This window comes from Nonomuraea sp. NPDC004354 (assembly GCF_053602555.1).
Window position 1 is genome coordinate 407,499 of the sequence record NZ_JBSGDV010000004.1, and the last position, 23,163, is coordinate 430,661.

At 73.1% G+C, this 23,163-nt stretch carries 23 protein-coding genes; 9 read left to right on the forward strand and 14 right to left on the reverse strand.

The genetic code is table 11. The annotated features are described in order from the left end of the window. Nucleotides 1–21 precede the first annotated feature (21 nt). From ACWENQ_RS16715 to ACWENQ_RS16725, 3 genes are all read left to right on the forward strand, one after another. Nucleotides 22–1,167, forward strand: coding sequence for a hypothetical protein (locus tag ACWENQ_RS16715; RefSeq protein ID WP_452414901.1), 1,146 nt, complete (start codon nt 22–24; stop codon nt 1,165–1,167). 102 nt (nt 1,168–1,269) lie between these two features. After that, entirely contained in the window at nt 1,270–2,127 is an 858-nt protein-coding gene (locus ACWENQ_RS16720) for an ACT domain-containing protein (protein ID WP_449918895.1), read from the forward strand. 60 nt (nt 2,128–2,187) lie between these two features. Further along, complete coding sequence (locus ACWENQ_RS16725) at nt 2,188–3,078, forward strand: NAD(P)-dependent oxidoreductase (protein ID WP_452414903.1); 891 nt, start codon at nt 2,188–2,190, stop codon at nt 3,076–3,078. Nucleotides 3,079–3,092: 14 nt separating this feature from the next. Here the strand turns inward: ACWENQ_RS16725 and ACWENQ_RS16730 are convergent, their stop codons facing one another. From ACWENQ_RS16730 to egtA, 7 genes are all read right to left on the reverse strand, one after another. Next, complete coding sequence (locus ACWENQ_RS16730; RefSeq protein WP_452414905.1) at nt 3,093–3,809, reverse strand: DUF4097 family beta strand repeat-containing protein; 717 nt, start codon at nt 3,807–3,809, stop codon at nt 3,093–3,095. Between the two features lie 236 nt (nt 3,810–4,045). Next, nucleotides 4,046–5,761: an ABC transporter ATP-binding protein gene (locus ACWENQ_RS16735; protein WP_452414907.1), complete on the reverse strand. Its 1,716-nt coding sequence runs from the start codon at nt 5,759–5,761 to the stop codon at nt 4,046–4,048. Further along, nucleotides 5,758–7,473 (reverse strand): ABC transporter ATP-binding protein, encoded by a 1,716-nt coding sequence (locus ACWENQ_RS16740; RefSeq protein WP_452414909.1) that lies wholly within the window; start codon nt 7,471–7,473, stop codon nt 5,758–5,760. The genes ACWENQ_RS16735 and ACWENQ_RS16740 overlap by 4 nt, the downstream gene beginning before the upstream one ends. Nucleotides 7,474–7,860: 387 nt before the next feature. Next, nucleotides 7,861–8,844, reverse strand: coding sequence for an L-histidine N(alpha)-methyltransferase (gene egtD, locus ACWENQ_RS16745; protein WP_449918885.1), 984 nt, complete (start codon nt 8,842–8,844; stop codon nt 7,861–7,863). Between the two features lie 19 nt (nt 8,845–8,863). Beyond that, nucleotides 8,864–9,583, reverse strand: coding sequence for an ergothioneine biosynthesis protein EgtC (egtC, locus tag ACWENQ_RS16750; RefSeq protein ID WP_452414911.1), 720 nt, complete (start codon nt 9,581–9,583; stop codon nt 8,864–8,866). Beyond that, the gene (egtB, locus tag ACWENQ_RS16755; RefSeq protein WP_452414912.1) at nt 9,583–10,875 is read right to left on the reverse strand and encodes an ergothioneine biosynthesis protein EgtB; all 1,293 of its coding nucleotides are present in this window, start codon (nt 10,873–10,875) and stop codon (nt 9,583–9,585) included. The genes egtC and egtB overlap by 1 nt, the downstream gene beginning before the upstream one ends. Beyond that, entirely contained in the window at nt 10,872–12,113 is a 1,242-nt protein-coding gene (gene egtA, locus ACWENQ_RS16760; RefSeq protein WP_452414914.1) for an ergothioneine biosynthesis glutamate--cysteine ligase EgtA, read from the reverse strand. Before egtA ends, egtB begins: the two co-directional genes overlap by 4 nt. A gap of 102 nt (nt 12,114–12,215) precedes the next feature. Here egtA and ACWENQ_RS16765 point away from each other — a divergent pair, with 102 nt between their 5' ends. Further along, complete coding sequence (locus ACWENQ_RS16765; RefSeq protein ID WP_449918876.1) at nt 12,216–12,458, forward strand: anti-sigma factor family protein; 243 nt, start codon at nt 12,216–12,218, stop codon at nt 12,456–12,458. Between the two features lie 31 nt (nt 12,459–12,489). Here ACWENQ_RS16765 and ACWENQ_RS16770 read toward each other — a convergent pair whose 3' ends face one another. Both ACWENQ_RS16770 and ACWENQ_RS16775 read right to left on the reverse strand, forming a co-directional pair. Beyond that, on the reverse strand, nt 12,490–12,729 hold the full coding sequence (locus ACWENQ_RS16770) for an anti-sigma factor family protein (protein ID WP_449918875.1): 240 nt from the start codon (nt 12,727–12,729) through the stop codon (nt 12,490–12,492). A gap of 80 nt (nt 12,730–12,809) precedes the next feature. Continuing rightward, complete coding sequence (locus ACWENQ_RS16775) at nt 12,810–13,442, reverse strand: RNA polymerase sigma factor (protein WP_449918873.1); 633 nt, start codon at nt 13,440–13,442, stop codon at nt 12,810–12,812. A gap of 192 nt (nt 13,443–13,634) precedes the next feature. Between ACWENQ_RS16775 and ACWENQ_RS16780 the strand changes: the two genes are divergently transcribed. After that, nucleotides 13,635–14,168, forward strand: a complete 534-nt coding sequence (locus ACWENQ_RS16780; protein ID WP_449918870.1) for an NUDIX hydrolase — start codon at nt 13,635–13,637, stop codon at nt 14,166–14,168. A 35-nt stretch (nt 14,169–14,203) separates the two neighbouring features. On the opposite strand, the gene ACWENQ_RS16785 is transcribed toward ACWENQ_RS16780, so the two are convergent. The 3 genes from ACWENQ_RS16785 to ACWENQ_RS16795 all read right to left on the reverse strand — a co-directional run bounded on the left by ACWENQ_RS16785 (nt 14,204) and on the right by ACWENQ_RS16795 (nt 17,020). Beyond that, nucleotides 14,204–14,404, reverse strand: a complete 201-nt coding sequence (locus ACWENQ_RS16785; protein WP_452414915.1) for a hypothetical protein — start codon at nt 14,402–14,404, stop codon at nt 14,204–14,206. Nucleotides 14,405–14,484: 80 nt separating this feature from the next. Beyond that, entirely contained in the window at nt 14,485–16,035 is a 1,551-nt protein-coding gene (locus ACWENQ_RS16790) for a phospholipase (protein ID WP_452414916.1), read from the reverse strand. An 82-nt stretch (nt 16,036–16,117) separates the two neighbouring features. Next, complete coding sequence (locus tag ACWENQ_RS16795; RefSeq protein WP_452414917.1) at nt 16,118–17,020, reverse strand: DNA-3-methyladenine glycosylase family protein; 903 nt, start codon at nt 17,018–17,020, stop codon at nt 16,118–16,120. Nucleotides 17,021–17,332: 312 nt separating this feature from the next. On the opposite strand from ACWENQ_RS16795, the gene ACWENQ_RS16800 reads away from it, so the two are divergent. Continuing rightward, nucleotides 17,333–17,935 carry a cadmium resistance transporter gene (locus tag ACWENQ_RS16800; protein WP_449918865.1) on the forward strand — a complete coding sequence of 201 codons (603 nt, stop codon included), beginning with the start codon at nt 17,333–17,335 and terminating at the stop codon, nt 17,933–17,935. 283 nt (nt 17,936–18,218) lie between these two features. Here the strand turns inward: ACWENQ_RS16800 and ACWENQ_RS16805 are convergent, their stop codons facing one another. Continuing rightward, nucleotides 18,219–18,764, reverse strand: coding sequence for a CGNR zinc finger domain-containing protein (locus ACWENQ_RS16805; RefSeq protein WP_452415030.1), 546 nt, complete (start codon nt 18,762–18,764; stop codon nt 18,219–18,221). Nucleotides 18,765–18,867: 103 nt separating this feature from the next. Between ACWENQ_RS16805 and ACWENQ_RS16810 the strand changes: the two genes are divergently transcribed. Continuing rightward, the gene (locus ACWENQ_RS16810) at nt 18,868–20,109 is read left to right on the forward strand and encodes an MFS transporter (RefSeq protein WP_452414918.1); all 1,242 of its coding nucleotides are present in this window, start codon (nt 18,868–18,870) and stop codon (nt 20,107–20,109) included. A gap of 183 nt (nt 20,110–20,292) precedes the next feature. Here the strand turns inward: ACWENQ_RS16810 and ACWENQ_RS16815 are convergent, their stop codons facing one another. Continuing rightward, nucleotides 20,293–21,078, reverse strand: a complete 786-nt coding sequence (locus ACWENQ_RS16815; RefSeq protein ID WP_449918861.1) for a SigB/SigF/SigG family RNA polymerase sigma factor — start codon at nt 21,076–21,078, stop codon at nt 20,293–20,295. A gap of 267 nt (nt 21,079–21,345) precedes the next feature. Between ACWENQ_RS16815 and ACWENQ_RS16820 the strand changes: the two genes are divergently transcribed. Both ACWENQ_RS16820 and ACWENQ_RS16825 read left to right on the forward strand, forming a co-directional pair. After that, entirely contained in the window at nt 21,346–22,458 is a 1,113-nt protein-coding gene (locus ACWENQ_RS16820) for a glycosyltransferase (RefSeq protein ID WP_452414920.1), read from the forward strand. Between the two features lie 128 nt (nt 22,459–22,586). Next, nucleotides 22,587–23,066 carry a Dps family protein gene (locus ACWENQ_RS16825; protein ID WP_452414921.1) on the forward strand — a complete coding sequence of 160 codons (480 nt, stop codon included), beginning with the start codon at nt 22,587–22,589 and terminating at the stop codon, nt 23,064–23,066. Nucleotides 23,067–23,163 lie beyond the last annotated feature (97 nt).

Sequence of the window (23,163 nt, forward strand, 5' to 3'; positions counted from 1 at the left end):
CAGGCCTACGATCATGGTGTGATGGGACGCGCATTCGCTCTCGTGACCGTGGCCGTGACCGCGGTGGCCTGCTCCACCCCGGTCGACACCGCCAGGGAGCGCCCACCCCGTCCCACCCCGGCCAGGAGCGTCACCTCCTCCGTCACCTATCTCGACCTCCGATGGGACGCGCTCAGCGCGCGCGCCATGGGCATGTCCGAGAAGGACGTCAAGAGCCGCATGTCGGGGTCGTTGGCCGACGTGGCGGTGATCACCCCGCGCGACGTGTGGGCGGTGGGCGCCAGTACACCGAGCGACACCCGGCGATGGCACGAGGAGACCAGGGCCGTCGTCCTGCACTGGAACGGCAGCGGCTGGCGCCCCGTCAAGCCTCCGGCGGGCATGCGGTCCCCCGATCTGATCGCCGCCTCGTCGAGCGACAACGTCTGGGTGATCGAGAGCTACCGCCCCGGCGTTCACCGGTGGGACGGCCACACCTGGACCGACCTGGGCGCGCCACGCATCACCGACCCCGCCGTCCCGAAGGGGTTCTCGCTCGGGCTGGGCAGCGCGGTCGTGACCGGCCCGCGCGAGGCGTGGGTGGCGGGGAAGGCCTACGTCGACGACGAGGGGCCCTCGTACCCCTACCTGGCCAGGCGGACGGCTTCCGGCTGGTCGCAGGTGCCCACCCCCGGCGGCATGACGATCAGCCGGCTCGAGGCGCTGTCGCCGGACGACGTGTGGGCGGTGGGCGAGAAGGACGGCACGCTCGCCATCGCGCACTGGGACGGTCGCCGCTGGCGTCCGACCCCCACCCCGGTCGCTCCGACCCGGGGCGGGGACGTCGCCATCAGGGCGGTGTCGCGCGACGAGGTGTGGGCGACGGTCGCCTCCATCGCGCGGGTCATGCGGTGGGACGGCACGCGCTGGACGGTGCTGCCGCCTCCCCCGACCGGAAGCGCCTGCATGATCACCGGCGGCGGGCGCGGGAAGCTGTGGATGGTCGCCACGGAACACACCAGGGTCCAGCCGCGCATCTCCACGGTGTCCGCGGTCCTCCTGCGTTACGACGGCCGCAGCTGGAGCGTCGAGGACCTGCCCGCGAGCTACGCCAAGTGCCGCGGGGCGCTGGCGCGCGACCCGGACACCGGACGGCTGTTCTGGGCCGCCGACTTCACCGCGAAGTAGCGCGGCGGCCCGACATGTGGCGCCGGGCCGGTGCGAACGGCTTAATCCCGCGCAATCGCGCAGGTCACGGCGGCGTAACACAGCGCGGTGAGACTGGCCGGCATGAGCGATGCACCGAAGGCGACCCATCCGAACTCCGGACCCGACCGCCGGCACCACGCGCGCTCCTGGTGGCGGGAGATCCTTGAGGTGGCCGCGCTGTTCGTGGCGGTGGGCATGGCCCACCTGCTGGCCACCCTCCTCGGGCACACCGATCCTGGACCGGTGGTGCTGGTGGGCCTCGGCGGCGCCCTGATCGCCGGCTCGGCCGTGCACCGGCGCCTGAAGACCGGACGGCCGGCGACCGCGCGGCGGCGGTCCGCGCCCGCCCTGCCGCCTCCCGCCGACGACGGCGGCACGATGACGCTGTGGCGGATCCGGATGCGCGTGGTCGAGCGTCCCGGCCGCCTGGGCGAGGTGGCGGGCGCGTTCGGCCGGCTGGGCTGCAACATCCTGGCGCTGCACATCGCCCCCACCGCCAGCACCGCGATCACGCCGTCCGGCGGCGACGCGCTCGACGAGTTCGTCGTCGAGGCGCCCACCCACCTGACGCCCGGCGTCCTGCACGCCGCGCTGTCGGAAGCCGGCGGCCTCGACGTGCTGGTCGTGCCCGCCCAGGTCAAGGACCTGATCGACCCCGGCATCCAGGCACTGACAATGGCGCAGCGGGTGCACGACGACCCCGGACGGCTCCCGCAGGCCATGGCGGAGCTGCTCAGGGCCACGCGGGTCGAGTGGCGCCGGCCGGGCGAGACCCTCGCCGACGACGGCGAGCTGACCAGCACGATGGTGATCTCCGTACACCCCGGACGGGCCCTGCTGCTCAAGCGGCCCGGCCTGCCCTTCACCCCCACCGAGGCGGCCCGAGCCGCCGCCCTGGCCGCCGCCGCCAGAGGCGCCCGCTACTGCGGCACCACCTGAGCGCGCGAGGGCGCACGACCGTTCAAGACGAGGGCCGCCGCCTGGCGGTACAACGTGCGTATGGACGTAGGTTTCCTCGGCCTGGGACTGATGGGCGAGCCGATGGCGGTCAACCTGGCCCGGGCGGGCACGCCTTTGGTGGTGTGGAGCCGTTCCTCGGCCAGGTGCGACTCGGCGCGCGCGGCCGGCGCGCGGCAGGCGGCCAGCCCCGACGAGGTGTTCGGCCGGGCACGCGTGGTCATCCTGATGCTGGCGAACGAGGACGCGCTCGACGCCGTGCTGGAGCGCGGCACGCCCGGCTTCGCGGCGAAGGTCGCCGGGCACGTCGTCGTGCCCATGGGGACGACCGCGCCGGCCTATTCGGCGGCGCTGGAGCAGGACGTGCGCGCCGCGGGCGGCGCCTACGTCGAGGCGCCCGTCTCAGGGTCGCGGGTGCCGGCCGAGGCCGGGCAGCTCGTGGGCATGCTCGCCGGGGAGCCCGCGGCGGTGCGGGAGGTACGGCTGCTGCTCGGTCCGATGTGCCGGGAGACAGTGGTGTGCGGCGCCGTCCCCTCGGCGTTGCTGATGAAGCTCGCGGTCAACCTGTTCCTCCTCACAATGGTCGGCGGCCTGGTGGAGGCCACGCACTTCGCCGCCAGGAACGGCCTGGACATGGACGTGTTCCGTCACGTGCTCGACTCCGGGCCCATGGCCAGCGCCGTCTCCAGGATCAAGGCGGCGAAGCTGGTCGAGCGTGACTTCAGCCCGCAGGCGGCGATCGCGGACGTCCTCAACAACAACCGGCTCATCGTGGATGCGGCACGCGACTCCCGGACCGCCTCGCCGCTGCTGGACGTCTGCCTTGCCCTGTTCGGCGAGACCCAGGCGCTGGGACACGGCGCGGCGGACATGGCCGCGGTGGTCCACGCCTTCGAGGCCAGGACGGCCCGGCTCACGGGCGACGATGCCTGATCGCGTCCCTCACGTCACTGGCCGGCTGGTCGCTGCTCCACGGCCAGGTCCCCGGAGCCGCTGGACAGCTCGATCGTGCGCTCGGCCGAGGGAACGCCGGCGACCTTGATGTCCTTGTCGCCGGAGTCCGTCGTGGCCACGATGTTGTACGGCCCCTGCGGCACGTGAATCACGGTCTGGCCGGAATCCGCGGTGGTCGTGACCCGAGCGGGCCGCCCGGCGAAGGCCAGTTCCGTATCGCCCGAATCGGTTCTCGTGACCACCCGCCCGTCCGTCAGCCCGGTGGCCTCGATCGCCCCGGAGTCGGTGACGGCTTCCACGTCACCCGACAGGTTCTTCAGCGTCAGCTTCCCCGAGTCGGAAACCACCTTGACACGGAGTCCCCTGGGCACCTCCACCTCGTAGCTCACGTCGCAGGACGTGCCCATGGCGCCCCACCCCCACGTGTTGGGACAGGTGAACGTCAGCTCCAGCGTGTCACCCCGCGTCCGGTGACGGGTCTGCGGCTTGTTCTTGTACCAGCTCAGCCGCTCCGTCACGCGGATGCCCCGACGGTTCGACTGGACCACGTCGACGGTCCCGGAGTCGACTTCGACGTGCAGCGCCGCCACCTCGTCGGTGACGTCGTACGAGACGGCGGCCTCATCCAGCGAGACACTGGTGCCGCACCCGGTCGACACCGCCACGAGCCCGAGAAGGCCCACGATCACCGCCGCTCTCCGCATCGTCATGATGTCCCGTTCTGCGTGGTCCGGCCGTGCCGGACTCGGGGTCCCCGGAGTCCCTGGGGGACCCCTGCCTGGACTGGTTCCTGCCGTGAGACCGCCGACGAAACCGGTCGCGCAGAAGACTCTAGAACCCCTCGTGAGCGACGGCATTGCCGCTGGCCCGCCCCTCGTCGGTAGTGCCAGCCCTACCTTGGGGGAAGTCCCCGAGACGGTCGCGCCACCGCCGGCCGACTACCGGCTCATTCGCTCCCTGCCGGAGTCATGGACAGTTCCCAGAAATCGGCGTAGCGACCGCCGTGGCGCAGCAGCTCGTCGTGGGTGCCTTCCTCCACGATCCGGCCGCCGTCCAGGAAGACGACCCGGTCGGCGCGCCGGACGGTCCGCATCCGGTGCGCCACCATCACCACCGTCCGGCCCGCCATCAGGCGCTCGACACCCTCGTGGACGGCCGCCTCGTTCACCGGGTCCAGTGCCGAGGTCACCTCGTCCAGCAGCACGATGGGCGCGTTCTTCAGCAGCGCTCGCGCGATCGAGACACGCTGGCGCTCACCACCCGACAGCAGTGCGCCGCCCTCGCCCACGTTCGTCGCCCATCCGCCGGGCAGTCGCTCGACCACCTCGTCCAGCCGCGCCGCGGTCGCCGCCGCCCGCACCTCGGCGTCGTCGGCGTCAGGACGGCCGAGCCGTACGTTCTCCTCGATCGTGCCGTCGAAGAGATAGACGTCCTGGAAGACGATGGCGATCTGCGCCATCAACACCTCGGTGTCGATCGCGCGCACGTCCACACCGCCCACGCGCACCGCGCCCGCGTCCACGTCGTAGAACCGCGCGATCAACTGCAGCAGGGTGCTCTTGCCCGCACCCGACGGACCGACGACGGCGAGCCGCTGTCCCTCCGGCACGGACAGCGACACCTCGTCGATCACGGTGCGCCCGCCGTGACGGAAGGCGACGGAGTCGAACCGCAGGTCATGGCGTTCCGGCCGGACCGGTTCGGGGGCTTCCGGCAGCGGCTCGGTGCGCAACACCGTGTCGAGCCTCGCCAGCTCGGAACGCGCGCCGCGGATTTTGCCACCGATGTCCGACAGCGACAGCAGCGGATCCGCGCAGCGGGCGGCCAGCACCAGGATCGCCAGGATCTCCGCCGCGCCGATGTTCCCGCCGAGGGCGAGGTAGGCGCCCAGGACCAGCAACACGGTGAACATCGCCTGCACCGTGAGCGTCAGGCCCAAGAGGCCGGGCAGCGCCGTCAGAAGGGTACGGCGGGACGCGCGCTGCAGCTCACGCAGCGAGTCGTCGAGCAACCGGAAGCGTTCGACGGTCCGGCCGCCGGCGCGCAGCACCGGCTGGGCCTGCAGATATTCGATGACCCGCCCGGTGGCCTCGTGGTCGCGCTCGGCGCGCTCGGCGTCGGTGGCGGCCATCGAGCGTCCCGTCCAGACCTGGATCGCCGCCACGACCGGTACGGCGACCAGCGCGGCCAGCCCCATCTGCCAGTTGAAGGCGAGCATCACGACAACGATCGTCACGGGAGTCACGCTGGCGGAGACGAACGGTGCCAGCAGATGCGCGATCGCGCTCATCGCCTGCAGGACGCCGCTGCTGGCCATGACGGACACCTGCCCGACGCGGCCCGCGCTGTACCAGCCGATGGGCAGGCGAGCCAGATGATCGCCGAGCCGGTGATACATGCCATGCAACAGCGTGGTCCCGGCGCGGAATCCGGACAGGTCGCTGACATAGCGCAGCACCGCGTAGACCGCGACCGCGGCCCCGAACGCGATCAGCCAGGGCCGCGCGTCCGCGGGGCTGCTCCCGAACAGTGCCCGCAGCACCGGAACCAGCAGCGCGTAGGACAAACCCTCGACCACCGCGGTCGTCGTCATCAGGGCCACGGTGCGACGCACCGGCTGGGCGTACTCCTGTCCCAGCACGCGCAACAGCATGCGGATCATCGGGTCTCGTCTCCTTGCGGTACGACGTGGGTTTCGAGGTCGCCGACGACCGCCGACCGCTGGGTTCGCCAGAACGCGGCGAACTTCCCGTTCTGTGCCAGCAGCTCGGCGGGCCTGCCGCGCTCGACGATCGACCCGTTCTCCAGCATCACGACGGTGTCGGCGTCGGCGATCGTCTCCAGGCGATGGGCGATGACCAGGATCGTCCGATCGCCTTCCAGCGTCGAAAGGGCCCGGCGCACCGCCAGCTCTGTCTGCGGGTCGGCGAAGGCGGTCGCCTCGTCGAGCACCAGAACAGGCGCGTCGGCGAGCAGTGCGCGGGCGATCGAGATCCGCTGCGCCTCGCCACCCGACAGTCCGGTGTCGTCGCCGATCACCGTCTCGTATCCGCGCGGCAGCTCGAGGATCCGATCATGGATGTTCGCCTGCCGGGCGGCGCGAACCACGTCGTCGAGGTCGGCATGCGGTACCGCCAGCGCGATGTTGTCGGCGACCGACGCGCGCAGCAGGCGAACGTCCTGGAAGACGAAGGAGACCGTCCGGTACAGCTCCCGGCTGCCGAGCTCGCGCAGATCGACACCGCCCAGGGCGACCGAACCGTGGGTCGGGTCGAAGAAGCGCGGCAGCAGCTGGACCAGCGTGGACTTCCCGCTTCCCGACGGCCCGACGAGCGCGGTGACCGTCCCCGGCTCGAGCACCAGGTCGATCCCGCGCAGCACCTCGTGATCGGTTTCGTAACCGAAGCGGACGTCACGCAGTTCCACCCGGTGACCCTGTGGCGCGACCGGGTGGGCGGGCTCCGGTAGCGACGGCACCGCGAGCACGTCCCGGATCCTTCCGACCGCGCGCCGGGCGGCCTGCAGGTCGTCGAAGCCGTGGCCGAGAGCCGCCACCGGAGCGGTCAGCCCCAGTCCCAGCAGCAGGAAGGGCAGCAGGTCGGCCGGGGCCATGCCGCCGGTCGTGATCAGAGCCGCACCGCCGATCAGCACGACCAGCAGCACGAACGGCGGCGACAGCGCCACCTGCATCCCCGCGGCGATCCCGGAGAGACCGCGCACCATCCGGTAGAAGATGTCGACGAAATGGTCCGTGGCCGTGCGGAACTTACGGTGGGCGCGCCCGGATCCGCCGAACGCCTTGACCACCGCGATGCCCTGCACGAACTCGACGACCGCGCTCGAGATCCGCCCCATGGCCTCGTCGAACTGCTTCTGCTCGCGCAGCCGGACCGGGGTCATCATCAGAGGGACCAGCGCCACCGCCAGCGCCACCGGGATCAGCGTGATCAGCGTGAGCCGCCAGTCGACGGTGAACAGGTAGACCAGCGACACCAGCGGCACCACGAACGCGGAGATCAGCTCGCCGGGGGTGTGGGCGATGAACGGGTGCACGGCACTCACGTCCTCCCCCACGACCTTGGCCAGCTCGCCCGTCCGGCGCCGGGAGAACCAGCCGATCGGCACGCGTCCCAGCCGCGCGGCCAGTCGCCGGCGGAACGACAGTTGCACCTGGCCGTCGAGGACATGTCCGATCCCGGACGACGCGGCCGTGAACAGCAGCCGGACGAACAAGCCGGCCGCGCCCGCGACCACGACGAACCAGACATGACCGTGATCGATCGGGCCGGGCGACAACAGCACCCGGCCCAACTCGACGACCGCCAGCAGCGGCGCCAGACCCGCGGCAGCGCCGACCACCTGCAGGATCACCACGGCGGCGAAACTCCGGAGGTGAGGGCGCAGCAGCCCCGCCATGCTCTGTTCAGCTGGGGAGCGGGCATCCGGGGGTGGTGCGGACTGCTCTCTTCCTTGGGCAAGGGCGGCGGTGGTCATCGCTCTCCCGCCTTCGTCAGTCCCGTCGCGACCGCGGCTGTCCCTGCTGGGTCTCTCATGACCGACAATCGTCGTCCGGCCGCGGTTCGGAGTCGTCCCACAGGCGGAGTCATCTTCCGGGATCAGCGATCAGCCGGACTACGACGCAGGGAGTAGTCGCACCGTCCGCCTCGCACGCGAACGCGGCGACGAGCAGTCTTCACCCGGACGGTGGCGGCGGTCCTGCCCGCGGCGCCCGGCGGGGGAGACACCGGACGCCCCCTGTGCTCAGGCCTGTGCCAGGACCAGGGTGAAGTCCCCGGAGGGGTCGGTGTAGCGGCGGCGCACCTCGAACCCGGCGGCGGCCAGTTCCCTGCGCAGGCCCTCCGGCCGGAACTTGGCGCTGATCTCGGTACGCATCTGCTCGCCCTCGACGAAGTCCACGGTCAGGCCGAGCCCGCCGATCCGCACCCGCATGTCACGGCTCGCCCGCAGCCGCATCTCGATCCAGTCGTGGCGCGCGTCGTACAGCGCCACGTGCGCGAACGCCTCCGGTTCGAAGTCCGCCTCCAGCTCCCGGTTGATCACGTGCAGGACGTTCCTGTTGAAGGCGGCCGTCACCCCGGCCGCGTCGTCGTAGGCCGCCACCAGCCGTCCGGTGTCCTTCACCAGGTCGGCCCCGAGCAGGAAGGTGTCGCCTGGGCGGAGCGTGGCCCGCAGTTCCTTCATGAACACCTCGCGCGCGGCCGGTTCGAGGTTGCCGATCGTGCCGCCGAGGAAGGCCACCATCCGCCGCCCGGTGCGGGGCAGCAACGCCAGATGGCGTTCGAAGTCGGCGCACACGGCCCGCACGTCCAGGCCGGGGAAGCGCTCGGCCAGCCGCCGCGCGGCCGCGGCGAGAGTGACCGCGTCCACGTCCACCGGCGTGTAGGTGCGCAGCGTGCCGGCCGCCTCGAGCGCCTCCAGCAGCAGAACGGTCTTCTCGCTGGTGCCCGAACCCAGCTCGACCAGCGTGTCCGCGCCGCTGGCCGCGGCGAGCTCGGCCGCCCGCGCCCGCAGGATGGCCAGCTCGCGCCGGGTCGGGTAGTACTCGGGCAGCCGGGTGATCCGGGAGAACAGCTCGCTGCCCGCGGCGTCGTAGAACCACTTGGGCGGCAGCCACTTGGGCGACGACGTCAGGCCGGCCCTGACGTCGTGCTCGAGCGCCTGGCGCAGGTAGTCGCGGTCGAGATGGTTGATCACGCGGTGGAAGGTCGGCCGGCTGACGAACACGGGGCCTCCTGGGGTGAGATCACAATGGCTGCACGCGGACGTCCGTCCCGGTGACCGTCATGAGGCTGCGCTCGGGTACGGCCTGCCATCCGGGCAGGTCGTCGAGCGGCTCACTGGCCACCAGCACGCCGTCGTGGAGCGGGTGGTAGAAGAGCGTGTCGCCCCAGACGGTCGCGGCGATGGACGCGCCGTCGCAGGCGAGCAGGTTCAGGCGGGCGCCGGGATCCTTCTCCCCGGCACGGACGACGACCTCGGCCAGCGCCTCGCCCAGGCCGAGCCCGGCGCGCCCGAGCAGGAACACCGCGGCGGCCACCCAGGCGGCGTCGCACGTGCTCTCCACGCGGTCTGGCAGGTCGTCGGCGAGATCGAGCAGCGCGTCCCTGGTGACGCGGCCGTTGAGGCTGAGCAGCCACCCCCCGTCGGTGAACGGCGCCGTGGCGCTCTCCTCGATCGGCATGCCCGCGGTGGCCGAGCGGACGGCCGCCAGCAGGCAGGTCGAGCGGGCGACCTCGGCCAGCGCCGGCAGGTTGGCGTCGGTCCAGATGGGTACGGCCCGGCGATAGCGCACCGGCTCGGCACGCGCCGGGTCGTACCAGCCCATGCCGTACCCGTCGGCGTTGACCAGGCCCTGGTGCTGGCGGCGCGGCGCGAACGACTGCCGCAGCAGGCCGTGCTCGGGCTCGTGGATGAGCCGGCTGAGCGGGCTGGCGGCGCCCAGCCAGGCCGCGTGCCTGCACATCAGGTCTGCTCCGAGCGGGCGCAGCGGAAGCCGGTGAAGATCTGCCGGCGGATCGGGTAGTCCCAGTTCCTGAACGTGGTGCGCACCGCCGCCGGGTCGGCCGCCCACGAGCCGCCGCGCAGCACCCGGTACTCGTGGCCGAAGAAGACCTCGCTGTACTCCTTGTACGGGAAGCTGCGGAAACCGGGGTAGGGCTGGAACCACGAGGAGGTCCACTCCCACACGTCTCCCACCATCTGCTCGGCCCCGTAGGCGCTGGCGCCGGCCGGGTAGGCGCCGAGCGGCGCGGGACGGGCGGCGCGGTGGCCGAGGTTGGCCCGGTCGGCGGTGGGCGCCTGCTCGCCCCACGGGTAGCGGCGCGCGCTTTCCGCCCGCGGGTCCCAGCCGCAGGCCTTCTCCCATTCGGCCTCGGTGGGCAGCCGCCTGCCCGCCCAGCGGGCGTAGGCGTCGGCTTCGTACCAGCACACGTGCTGGACCGGCTCGTCCATCGGGACCGGCTCGGGACGGCCGAAGCGGGTGCGCCACCAGGCGTCGCTGTCCCTGACCCAGAACAGGGGGGCGAAGGCGCCGCTGCGCTGCCGCCACTGCCAGCCCTCAGGGGACCACCAGCGCGGGTCGTCGTAGCCGCCGTCGCCGATGAACTCCGCGTAGGAGCGGTTGCCGACGGGCAGCCGGTCGATCCAGTAGGCGGGCAGGTCGACCCGGTGGGCGGGCCGTTCGTTGTCGTAGGCCCAGGGCAGGGTGGCGGTGCCCATGAGGAAGGCGCCCGCCGGCACGAACACCTCGTCGGGGCCTGCGTCGCGGCCCGGCGGGAGCTCGCCGTCGCGCACCAGGCCGGGCTGCCTGGACAGCTGGAGCGTGGCGAGCATGGTCTCGTCGTGCTGGTGCTCGTGCTGGATCACCAGGCCGAACACGAAGCCGTCGCGGTGCAGCGGGTCGGGGCCGTCGAGGTCGACGGTGTCGAGGACGTCGAGCACCCGCCCGCGCACGCCCTCGATGTAGCGCCGCGCCTCGGCCGGACCCAGGATGGGCAGGCTCGGGCGATCCTTGCGCGGGGTCTTGAACGCGTCGTAGATGTCGTCGATCTCCGGCCGGAGCGGGTCGATGCCCCCGGCCGCGCGCAGCACCCAGAGCTCCTCGTAGTTGCCCACGTGCGCCAGGTCCCACACCAGCGGCGACATCAGCGGCGAGTGCTGGCGCAGCAGCAGGTCGTCGTCCGCCGCCGTGTAGGTGAGCGACCGGTCGCGCACCGCGACGAGCTCGGCCGCGATGCGTTCCTTGAAATCGTTCATCCCCATCCCTCATCGTCCAGCCAGGTCGGGACGCGCCGTGTCGACGCCGGATCCATCAGGTCGGCCGCCGGGGAGCGGCCGGTCGCCACATGCCGGTCGGCGAACGCGGCCACCTCGCCGGCCAGGCCCGGGTCCACGCCGAGGCGGGGCAGCGCCTCCAGCGCGGCGCGGAAGCACGCCTCGGCGGCCCTGCGCAGGCGCGGGTCGGCCAGCCCGCACCGCGCCGCCACCCCGCTCAGCTCCTGGTAGCGGTGCGGCCCCTGGAACGGCTCCGTGGCGGCCAGCGCCGCGTCGGCGGCCCGGTCGTCGGCGACGAGGGCGCAGGTCACGGCCACGCAGACCGGCCAGGTCGCCGGATGCTGCGCGTCGAGGTAGCGGATCTCGAGCCAGCCTCTGGGCCGCACCGGGGGGAAGACGGTCGTGGCGTGGTAGAGCAGGTCCTCGACGGTGGGCCGCCGCCCGCCGCCCGACCGCAGCCAGTCGCCGAACGTCGAGCCGTCGCTGACCGTGCGGTAGCGCTCCTCGTCCTCGCGCACCAGCATGAGCCGGGCCTCCAGCAGGTAGTCGGCCCAGTCCGCGCCCGGATCGCCCGAGGCAGGCACGGGCGCGGTCCTGGTGCGGTCGAGGTGGTCCCAGACGGCCTGGCGGCCCGACATCCAGCCGCACGGCCTGCCGCCGCTCAGCGGCGAGTTGGCGAAGGCCGCCGTCAGCACGGGGCCGACGGCGTGCGCCCGCGCCCATCGCGTCGCGGGCCGCTCCCCCAGGTCCAGGTTGACCTGGATCGACGCGGTCGAGCACATCATCAGGCTCCCGTACGGCACGCCGAGGAAGGCGGCCATCGCGTCGTAGCGGGGCAGGCGCAGCTGGCGGCGGGCCGGCCGTACCGGGTCGAGACCCACCCCGGCCAGCGCCAGCCCCGCCGCGCGCAGGGCGGCGCGCACGGCGGCCACGTCGGCGGACAGGCGGGCCAGCGCGTCCGGCAGCGGCCCCGGCGGGCCGGACAGTTCGAGCTGGCCGCCCGGCTCGAACGTCACCCGGCTGCCGCCCGTCAGCGCCGGCAGCGCCCGCTCGATCCTGGCCAGCGGGACCTGAGCGGCCGGCGCCGTCTGGTCGAAGACCAGGAACTCCAGCTCGACGCCCACATGGTCGGCGGTGGCGGGACGGAAGCAGCGGCGCGCGAAGTCCACCACCTCCGAGGTGTCCCGCAGCGGCGTGTCCTCGGCGGTGAGCCCGATCATCGTCTCCCCTTCGCACGGCGCACAGGTCTACAGACCCGCGAGCCCCGCGATCGTTACACGCGGATTCGCGTAACGGATGGAGCGCGACCGGCACTAGGTCACATGGGGTGGGCACGAGGCGAGCTCGGGTGCGATGACGTGCTCGACTCGATCACGGACTATCTGGAGGCGGCGCTCCCCGCCGGGCGGCGGCGGCTCGTCACGGATCATCTGGCGGCGTGCCCGGCGTGTTCAGGGTGGCTGGCTCAGGTGCGGGCGACGATAGCGGCGCTCGGCTGCCTGCGTGACGGCGCCGTCCCCGCGCCGGTGGTCACCGCGCTGCGGGAGAGCTTCCTCGCCTCATGACCGGTTCATGACCTTGCTCATGACCGGCTCCTCATGACCGGCTCCGCGCGCGGAAGGCGGCCATGAGCCGGTCGCGCACGTCGGACCGCAGCTTCTCCGGGGGCGGGTCGCCCAGGACGCCGACGGTGGCGCGGAACTGCTCGACGTAGCGGGCGCAGGCCTCGCAGCAGGTCAGATGCTGCCGGACGCCGTCACGGGCCGGCTGGTCGAGGGCGTCCTCAAGGTAGGCGGTGATGACTTCCACCAGTTCGTCGCAGGTGAACCGCTTCACGACGTGACCGCCCTATCGCCTGGGAATTGAACCGTTTCACTTATTGTGGCCGCTCCACGGGCCAGCGGAAGCCCTACGCGCTATTCCGGCCGCTTCCCCGACTCGAAATAGCCGGCCAACCAGCCGCGCACCGCCACCCGGGCGCGGTGCAGCAGCACCCGCTGGTTCGCCGCGGAGATCTCCAGGATCTCGCACACCTCGTCGGAGGTGCAGCCTTCCACGTCGCGCAGGGTGATCACGATCCGCTGCCGGGACGGCAACCTGCCCAGGGCTTCGGCGATCAGCCCGCGCACCTCCGCGGCCAGCGCCTCGCCCTCGGGCGTCGGCCATGCCCCCGGAACCTCCTTCCAGCCGCCCGGCGGCACCGGGCCGTGGCCCGCGGACCTGCCGCCGTCCTGCTCGAAGGCGCTCCACGGCAGCGTACGGCTCTCGCGCACGCCGCGCTTCTTCGCGGTGTTGACCAGGATGCGGTAGACCCACGTCTTGACCGAGGAGCGGCCCTCGAAACAGTCGATCCCGTCGATCACCGCCAGCCACGTGTCCTGGACGACCTCCTCAGCGGAGTGGTCGGTGGACACGTAGGACCTCGCCACCCGCAACAGGCCCCCGGACCAGGTGTCCAGCACCGCCGCGAACATCTCCTCGTCGCCGGCGCGCAGAGCCGTGACGACGACGTCGTCCGGGGGCAGCCCTTCGCCCAAGACAGACCCCACGATCGCCTCCCCCGGTCGAACGATGGGACGTTCATGACATCGGGACCGGGCCGCAGCCCGGCGTCGCCCCGCGGCGGGCCGACACCGCCCAGGTTAATTCCTCCCACCGACGTTCTTCCCGTCCGGGCGGCCGTGACCACCTTGTGCGTATCCTCGAAGGGCGAGTCCGGCGAAGCGGGGAGGTGCGGGTCCATGCGGCGCTCGGAACGGCTGCTCTACGCGGCGAACGGGGTCGATCTTCGCGTCGTGGATGTCGCGCTGACCGACGGCGAGCACGTCGAGCGGCCCTTCATCCGCACCCCGCGGGCCGCCGGAGCGGTGGTCGTCCGCGGCGGGCGCGTCCTGCTGCGGTGGCACCACCATCTCGTCACCGACACGTGGGGATGGGAGATCCCGCTCGGCGAGATCGGCCCCGGCGAGCAGCCCGAGGCCGCCGCCGCCCGGCACGTGGAGGAGCAGACCGGCTGGCGGCCCGGACCGCTGCTGCCGCTGATCCGCATCCGCCCGGCCGGTGACGTCGCCGACTGCGACCACCTGGTCTTCGTCGCCCATCAGGCCGCGCCCGGCGCCGCCCCGGCCGACGACGTGGAAGGCGGGCGCGCCGAGTGGCTGCCGATGCTGCGCATCCAGCAGCTGATCGACGAGCAGGCCATCACCTCGGCCACCACCCTGGCGGCGCTGCTGCACTTCCTGGCCGACCTCCTCCAGACCAGAACGCCCCACTAGGTTTCCACCCCACGCCACCGTGCGAGTGTTCGGCTTCACCCGCCGCGCCGCGTCGATCTCCTTGGCCAGGCGCTCGTCGGCGCCCCGTCGCGCAGGACCTTGACGGCGACCAGCGCGCCGGCCCTTCCCCTTGCCAGGTAGACGATGCCCTGCCCACCGGCGCCGAGGCGGCCGAGCAGCCAGTAGGGCCCCACGATCGCGGGATCGCCCTCCCGGAGGCGTTCGGCATGCGGCACGGGACTCCGGTGACAGCAGGTAAGGGATCTTCAGCACCATATCCGGACAGGTCACACACGGGTCGGCGGTGTGGCAGCGCTCAGAACGCGTTCGTCCTGCGCAGGCGCGGCGGCCGGCCGTCCGGGTCCACGACCGTCCGGTACAGCGGCATGGCCATCGCCCGGCGGACGCGGCCGAGCTCCGGTTTCGGATGCGGGCGCAGCCGGCCGGGCGGGCGGGGGCCGCGACGGCCGCCCTGGTGCCAGGCGTCGAGCCGGGCGGCCGACTCGGCGAACGCCTCGAACGCGCCCTTCGGGTCGCACAGATCGGCCAGTTCGCCGGGGTCACGGTCGAGATGCTCGGCGGCCAGCGTGAGCCGCAGGTCCCTGGCGAACCGGCGCGCTCCGGCGGGCGGGCGCGGATCGGGCTGCTCGTCGATCACGGCGCAGCTCAGCTCGGAGTCGAACGTCCACGAGCGCAGGTTGACGTTGTCGGAGCCGACGCTCGCCCATACGTCGTCGACCACGCAGACCTTGGCGTGCACGTACACCGGCGCGCCCGCGTGGTTCTCCAGGTCGTAGATGGCGATCCGGCCGGGTCCTGCGCGCATCAGCCGGGTCAGCGCATCCGCCCTGCCGATCAGGCTGGCCGGGCCTGCCAGCCAGCCGTCCTGGTCGGGATGCCGGGGCACCACGATGATCATGCGGAGCTCCGGCTCCCGCTCCAGCGCCCGGGCGAACGGCTCGATCACCTCCGTGGACCACAGGTACTGGTCCTCCAGGTAGACCAGCGTTCGCGCCCGGCCCAGCACCTTGCGGTAGGCCCTGGCCACGCTGCGTTCCCCCTCCGGTGCGAACGGGTAGCGGCGGCGCAGGTAAGGACAGGTCCGCAGCAGCTGGACGGCGTGCGTCCCGGCCGGTAGCGGCGGCGGAGCCGGCTCGGGCAGCGGCGGCACGTCGGCCATCCGGTCCAGGCGGTCGCGCAGCCGCCTGAGCGGTTGGCGGGTCTCGGGCGCCGGGTCCTCCCACCGCTCGCGGAAGACCTTCTCCACCTCCGCGACGGCGGGGCCGCTGATCGCCACCTGGGCGTCGTGCCATGGCGGGCGCGGGCCGTACGTGGCCGGCATGGACGCCGCCTGCGGGTCGCCCAGATGCCGCGCGTCGTCGCGGCGGCTGTGACACAGGTCGATGCCGCCGACGAACGCCACGTCCCTGTCCGGGTCGCCGTCATGGCGCAGGACGACGAACTTCTGGTGGTGGGAGCCGCCGAGCCGGACCCTGGTGTCGAGCAGCGCCTGGCCGCCGGCCGCCTCGATGTGCTCGCCGAGGTGCCGGTTCTCGGCCGCGCTGAAGCGCAGGACGTCCAGGTGCGAGCGCCAGATCAGCCCTCTGACCAGGGCTCCCCTCTCGGCCGCCATCGCGGCCGCCACCGTGGGACCGTCCGGTCGGAGCCGCTCGTCGGGGTCGCCGCGCCAGTCGGTGAACATCAGCAGGTCGTCCTTGCCGAGAGCGGCCAGTCCCGCGTGGAGCTCGGCGAAGTAGGTCGCGCCGTGCAGGAGCGGCCGCACCAGGTTTCCCTCCGACCAGGACACCAGCCTGGTCCAGTCGTTCCCGCGTTCCTCGCGGGTGAGGAACCAGTCGTCGAGCCTCATCTCCCCGGCCAGCGGACCTCTCCCCTCCCGTGCGGCTCCGTCGAAGACCTTGCAGCTGCCCCGGATCTCGCGCTCTAGGCCTTCACCCGGCGCCGGCGGGCGACCGGTCGTCCATGACGCCGTAGGTGGCGGCCCGGAACAGGAAGGAGGCCCAGCTGCGGTAGGGGCGCCACGACTCGGCCAGCCTCCGGTACGCGGCCGGTGTCGCGTCTTCCGGCAGGCCGTAGGCCTCACGCAGGATCGCGAACAGGCGCGGCTCGTCGCCGGGGAACGCGTCAGGCGCGCCGGCGCCGCGGATCAGGATCAGGCCCGCCGAGAACGGGCCGACGCCGGGCAGGGCGCGCAGCTCGGCCAGGGCCTCCTCGGGGGCCAACGCGCGCAGGTGCTCGGCGGTGAGCACGCCGTCGAGCGCCGCGCGGGCCAGCCCGCGCAGCCACTCCTCCTTCTGCGCGGGCAGGCCCAGGCCGCCCGCCTCCACCAGCGCCATGGGCGGCGGGAAGGCCGCGTACGGCCGGCCGTCCAGGGTGATCGTGGCGCCGTACCGATCGGCGATGCGCTGCTTGAGCCGGGAGGCGATGAGCATCGACGAGCGCTGCACGATCACCGCCCAGCACGCCGCCTCCCACGGGCTCCAGAAGCACACCGGCCGCAGCCCCGGGCTGCGCCGCTGCAGATCGCCGAGCACCGGGTCGGCCTCGCCGAGCTCGGCGAAGCCGGAGCCGTCCACGTCCAGGGAGAGGATGCGGGACACCTCGCCCCTGATCCCCGCTCCCGCCGCCCTCGTGGTGGTGACGGCGACTCCGCCCGGCGCGGCCGTCACGGTCACGCCGATCGGCCGCCAGTCGGACTCCGCGCAGTAGGCGAAGCGCAGCGCCCGCCCGTCGGAGGGCAGCGCGCTGGTGGCCGGCCAGTCCTCTACGAAGCGCAGCGAGGCGCCGAAGTCGAACGGGCCCTCGGCGGTGAGCGTGAATCCGTGCGTGGTCATGCGCGTATGTTAGGAGGCCGCGCGGTTCCCGGTGCCGCCGCCGACAGGAACCGCACGCCGTGCCGCTCGTGGTGCCGCGAGCCCCCGCCGACAGGAACCGCACGCCGTGCCGCTCGTGGTGCCGCGAGCCCCTGCCGACAGGAGCCGCACGCCGTGCCGTTCGTGGTGCCGCGAGCCCCCGCCGACAGGAGCCGCACGCCGTGCGGTTCGTGGTGTCGAGGGCCGCCGCCGACGGGAGCCGCACGCATGCCGCGCGGTTCCGGGCGCCCGCGCGGGCGGACCGCCGCGGCCCGCGCTGTAGCGTCTCGCCCTGTGAACGCAGGCATCCTCGGGCAGGCGGCCGGCCTGTTCGCCGTCACCAACGTCGACGACATCCTGATCCTGGCGCTGTTCTTCGCCCAGGGTGCCGGGCGGCGAGGTACGGCAGCGCGGATCGTGGCCGGGCAGTACCTGGGCTTCCTCGCGATCCTGGTCGTCGCCGTGGCCGCCGCCTTCGGCGCGACCTTCCTGCCCGACCCGGTCATCCCCTACCTGGGCCTGCTGCCGCTGGCCCTCGGCGTCAGGGCCGCCTGGCGGGAATGGCGCAACCACCGCGACGGCGCCGGCGACGACCCGGCGGGAGCGCGCGGCGGCGGGCCCGGGGCGCTGGAGGTGGCCGCGGTCACCTTCGCCAACGGCGGCGACAACATCGGCGTGTACGTGCCCGTCTTCGCCACGGCGGGCGCCGGCGCGATGACCGGCTACGTCGCCGTCTTCCTGGTCCTGGTCGCCGTCTGGTGCGCCGCCGGGCGCTTCCTCGCCACCCGCCCGTTCGTGGCCGGGACCCTCAGCCGCTGGGGCCACGTCCTGCTGCCGCTGGTCCTGATCGGCATCGGCGCGGTCATCCTGGTCTCGGGCGGCGCCTTCGGCCTGTAGGCCCGACGGGACAGCGACTCCCCGGCGCGGGAGACACCGCGCGCGGGAGACACCGCGCGCGGGAGACGCCGCGCGCGGAAGGCACCAGGCGGGCGATGGTGCGGGTCATCACCTGCCGCCCGCACGGAACCGCAGCCGGCGCGTGCGGAAGTCATCGCCTGCCGCCCGCACGGAACCGCAGCCGGCGCGTGCGGAAGTCATCGCCTGCCGCCCGCACGGAACCGCAGCCCGCGCGTGCGGAAGTCATCGCCTGCCGCCCGCGCGGAACCGCGGGTCGGGGCGCTCAGGGTGACGTGCGGGTCGCGTAGTACCGCCGCGCCTTGTCGCGGCTGCCGCAGGTGGTCATGCTGCACCATCGGCGGCGGCCGTTCTTGCTGGTGTCGAGGAACAGCCAGCAGCATGACGGGCACGCGCCGAGCCGTTCCAGCGGCCCGCGGGACAGCAGGGCGACGGCGGAGGCGGCGACCTCCCAGAGCAGGGTCCTGGGGGTGCGCGGTGCGGGCCACGCGAAGCCGAAGCGGCCGTCGGCGCGCTCGAGCCGGGCGTGGGCGAGGCCGTCGGCGTACACGGCGGTGACGGCATCGAGGTCGGCGCGGGGCGGGTCGGCCCCGCGGGTCAGCGGGTCGAACACCCGGAACACCGACTCGCGGAGCTCGCGCGCGCCGGGCAGGGCGGCGGCGAGGTCCGCCTGCCGTTCGATCGGATGGCCGGCCGCCCGCGCCCAGGTCAGCGCCTGCTCGGGGACGGCCAGCCAGTCGCGCCGGGCCACCGGGCGGCTGTTGACCGTGTTGGCGAAGTCCAGGCAGAGGGCGTTGCCGACCAGTTCCATGTCGATCACACGCCGATTATCTCACCAATCAAACGCTGTTGACAGGTGAGACGGGACTCCAGCACGCTATGACCCTTCAAACCACTTTGAAAGGTGAGAATGCATGCGCGTCCTCCCCGTCTCGCTGGGCCGGTCCTTCAACGGGCTGTGGTTCGGCACCGGCGCCGCCAACCTGGGTGACGGCGTGGCGCTGTTCGCGCTCCCCCTGCTCGCCCTGGCGGTCGGCGCCTCGCCCGGCGGGGTGGCGGCCGTGACGACGGCGCTGACGCTGGCCTGGCCGGTCTTCGGCCTGCACGCCGGCTGGCTGGTCGACCGCCTCGACCGCCGCCTGCTGCTGGGCGCCGTCAACCTCGTCCGGGCGCTCGTGCTGGCCGCTCTCACCGCCGGTCACCTGGCCGGCGCGCTCTCGCTTCCGTTGATCCTGGCCGCCGCGGTACTGCTCGGCGCGGCGGAGACGCTCGCCGACACGGCGCTGACCTCGACCGTCCCCATGGTCGTCGAGCCGGCGGGCCGTTCCAGGGCGAACGCCAGGATCGAGGCGACCGTCAACGTCACCAACCAGCTGGCGGGACCCCCGCTCGCGGGCCTGCTGGCGGCCCTCACGCTGGCGCTGGCCACCGGCGCGAGCGCGGCTCTGTACGTCCTGGCCGCCGTGGGGCTCGCCGCGATGACGCTCCGCCGCGCGCCGGCGGACGGCCGGACCGGCGGCGGCGCGGGCCAGGTGGTCGCCGGGTTCCGCTCCCTGTGGCGGCAGCCGGTGGTGCGGACGCTGACGCTCTTCACCGCCGCGATGAACGTCGTCTGGGCGGCCGCCACGGCACTGCTCGTCGTGTACGCCGTCAGCCCCGGCCCGCTCGGCCTCACCGCGGTCCAGTACGGCCTGCTGATGACGGCGATGGCCGTCGGCGGGCTGCTGGCCTCGATGCTGGTCGAGCCGCTGCGCCGCCGGTACGGGGTGACCACGCTCCTCGTCGCCGACGCCGTCGGCACCGTCCTGCTGGTGGCGCCCGTGGCGCTGGGCGCGGACGCGTGGCTGGTCGCCGCGGGCGTGGTGGTCGCAGGAGCGGGGTCGAGCGTCTGGCGGATCCTCGTGGCCACCGTCCGGCAGAACCTGACCCCGCCCGACCTGCTGGGCCGCGTCTACGCCGCGTCGCGGGTGCTGAGCTGGGGCGTCATCCCGGCCGGCGCCGCGCTGGCCGGGCTCGGGGCGGAGCTGTGGGACGTGCGGACGGTGTTCGCCGCCGCCACCGGCCTCGCGCTGGTCACCCTGGCCGGCTTCGTGCCGTTCGCGCTGCGCACCGACCTGTCGGCCGCCGTCCAGCCGATCGCGGAGCCCGTCGCCTGAGCCGATGCCGCCCGGCCGGTCGCGGAGCCCGCCGGGTGCCGCCCGGCCGATCGCGGAGCCCGCCGGGTGCCGCCCGGCCGATCGCGGAGCCCGCCGGGTGCCCGCCCGGCCGATCGCGGGGCCCGTCGGGTGCCGTCCGGCCGGCCGCGGCCCGTCGCCCCTGCCCCGGCGTGCGGGGGCCGCCTACACGGCGGCCGTCAGCTCGCCGCGGAGCTGGTCGAGGACCTTGCGAAGGATCCGGGAGACGTGCATCTGCGAGATGCCGAACTCCTCGGCGATCTCGGCCTGGGTCATGTTGCCGAAGTAGCGCAGCAGCAGGATGTTCCGCTCCCGGTCGGGCAGGGCGTCGATGAGCGGCCTGACCGCTTCGGTGTCGACCAGGGTGGCGAGGGCGCCGTCCTCGTCGGGGATCATCTCGCCGAGGGAGGCGACGTCGTCGCCACCGGCGGACCCGACCGGGGCGTCGAGCGACAGCGTGCTGTAGGCCGCCGAGGCGTCGAGCGTGAGCAGGACGTCCTCCTGCGAGATGTTCATCCGCTCGGCGAGCTGGGCCACGGTGGGCGACGTGCCGAGCTCCTGCGTCAGCTCGCCGACCAGCCGGTTCAGCTCGGCGCGGCGGTCCTGGTAGACGCGCGGCACCCGGATGGCCCAGGCGCGGTCGCGGAAGTGGCGCTTCACCTCGCCGCTCATGGTGACGGCGGCGTAGCCCTTGAACGCGTGGCCGAGCGAGGCGTCGAAACCGTTGATCGCCTTCATGAGGCCGAGGTAGGCGGCCTGGAGGATGTCCTCGTACGGCTCGCCCCGGTAGCGGTACTTCCGGGTGATCTCCAGGACCAGCGGCCGGTGCATCTGGACGAGGCGCTCGCACAGCCGCTCACGATCCGCGGGGGACGTCTCTGGCCGGGCCATCTCCTCGAGGAGGTCCTCGGCGGTCACGTCATCGGCGCGAACGACATTCTGGACGGTCACGGTGCTACTCCTTCAGAAAGGGGATGCAGGCGGCCCGCCAGAATGAATCCGCGCAGGGGCACACCTCGCCTCAACGGCGGTCAAGCCCTCTGCTGGACTTATGGCGCCGAGTATGCCCCACCTTCGAGCGGTTCAATCATCAAGATTCAGATGAATTTCGAGGTTTGGGATCCGGCGGGATCGTGGTACAAATCTTCTGCCTCCACGGCGGTGCCTAAGACGCAGGCACACCCCTTTTTCGTTCGTCATTCCTCGAACGGGTGTGCCATGAAGATCGCCATTGTCGCCGCCGAATCCCTCGCCAAGCGCGCCGAGCTGCTGTCCGTCGCCAGGGAACTGGGGCGTGACCACGACGTGACCCTCTACAGCCGCCGCAGCAGCGACGCCAGGCCCGCGGCGCGCATCGGCAAGGGCGTCACCGTCCGCTACCTCGAGGTCGGTCCCGCGCGTGAGCTGACCTCCGAGGAGCTCACGCCGTACCTGGCCGAGCTGGGCGACTCGCTGCGCCGGCAGTGGACCGCCGACCGTCCCGACGTCGTCCACGCGCACGCCTGGACCTGCGGCCTGGCTGCCATGGCCGGCAGCAGCGGGCTGGGCCTGCCGGTGGCGCAGACGTTCCTCCACCGCCGGGGCGGCGACGCCGCCGGGCAGCTGAAGCTGCAGCGGGCGCTCGGCAGGCGGGCGAACGCCGTGGTGGCCCGGTCGGAGGAGGAGCGGTCGAGCCTGGTCAGGTCCGGCGTGCCGCGCGAGCGCATCGAGGTGGTGCCGTACGGCGTGGAGGTGGACAGGTTCCGCCGCCGCCCGGTCGCCGAGGCCCGGCAGTCACGCGGGCGCCTGCTCCATGTCGGCTCGCTCGCGCCCGACCGGGGAGCGCACACCGCGCTGAACGCGCTGCGCGCGGTGCCCGACGTCGAGCTCGTCGTCGCCGGCGGCCCGGCGCCCGAGCGGCTGGCCGACGACCCGGAGCTGACCGAGCTCCGCCGGATGGCCCAGCGGTACGGCGTCGCCGACCGGGTCACCTTCCTCGGCCAGGTGCCTCACGCGTCGATGCCCAAGCTCATGCGCGGCAGCGACATCGTGCTCAGCCTGCCGCACCAGGCGCCCAAGGGGCGGGTCGCCCTGGAGGCCATGGCCTGCGGGATCCCCGTCATCGCCTCCGCCGTCGGCACCCACCTCGACTCCGTGGTCGACGGTGTCACCGGCCTGCTGGTGGCACCGGACCGGCCCGCGGAGGCCGCCTGGCTGATCCGGCGGCTGCTGGCCGACCCCACGCGACGGGCCGCGATGGGGTTCGCCGGGACCGACCGCGCCAACGCCCGGTACGCCTGGGACCGGGTCAGCCGCGAGCTCGTGCGCGTCTACGAGAAGGCCGCGGCCTGAGCGTGCCGCGGACCCCCAAGGCCGCCGAGGGGGTGGCAGAACAGGACGCCGGCGACCCCGGGTGGTTGTCCAGGGACCGGCCGGGTAGCAGGACGACGCATCGCGGAGACAGGAAAGAGGCAGCGATCATGGCCGTTATCACGAGCCCGCTGGGGGACTCCGAACGCAAGCTCACGGGTGACGCGCTGCAAGGAGCGCTGGTCGACCTCATCAACATCTCCCTGACCGCCAAGCAGTACCACTGGAACCTCGTCGGCGCGCGGTTCCGGTCGATCCACCTGCAGCTCGACGAGGTGGTCGGGGTCGCGCGCACGCATGCGGACACCGTCGCCGAGCGCGCCGCCGCCATCGGCGTCAACCCGGACGGCCGCGCCAAGACCGTCGCGGTCAGCGAGGTCACCGACGCCGACGAGGCCGGCTGGCTGTCCGACGACACCGTCGTGAGCCGGACGGTGGCCATGCTGCGCCGCGTCGGGGAGCTCATGCGGGCCCGCATCGACGCGGTGGCCGAGGCCGATCCGGTCACGCAGGACATCCTCATCGACGTCTCCGCCGACCTGGAGAAGCAGGCCTGGATGTTCGAGGCCCAGCTCTCCCGGACCGGCTGAGGCCAGGCCGCGGCGCTGGATCGGCCGCCTTTCTGGGGCCGGGCGGTGCCGGAGTTGGCGGAATCGGGGACGGCATTTGGCGAGACCTGGACGGTTG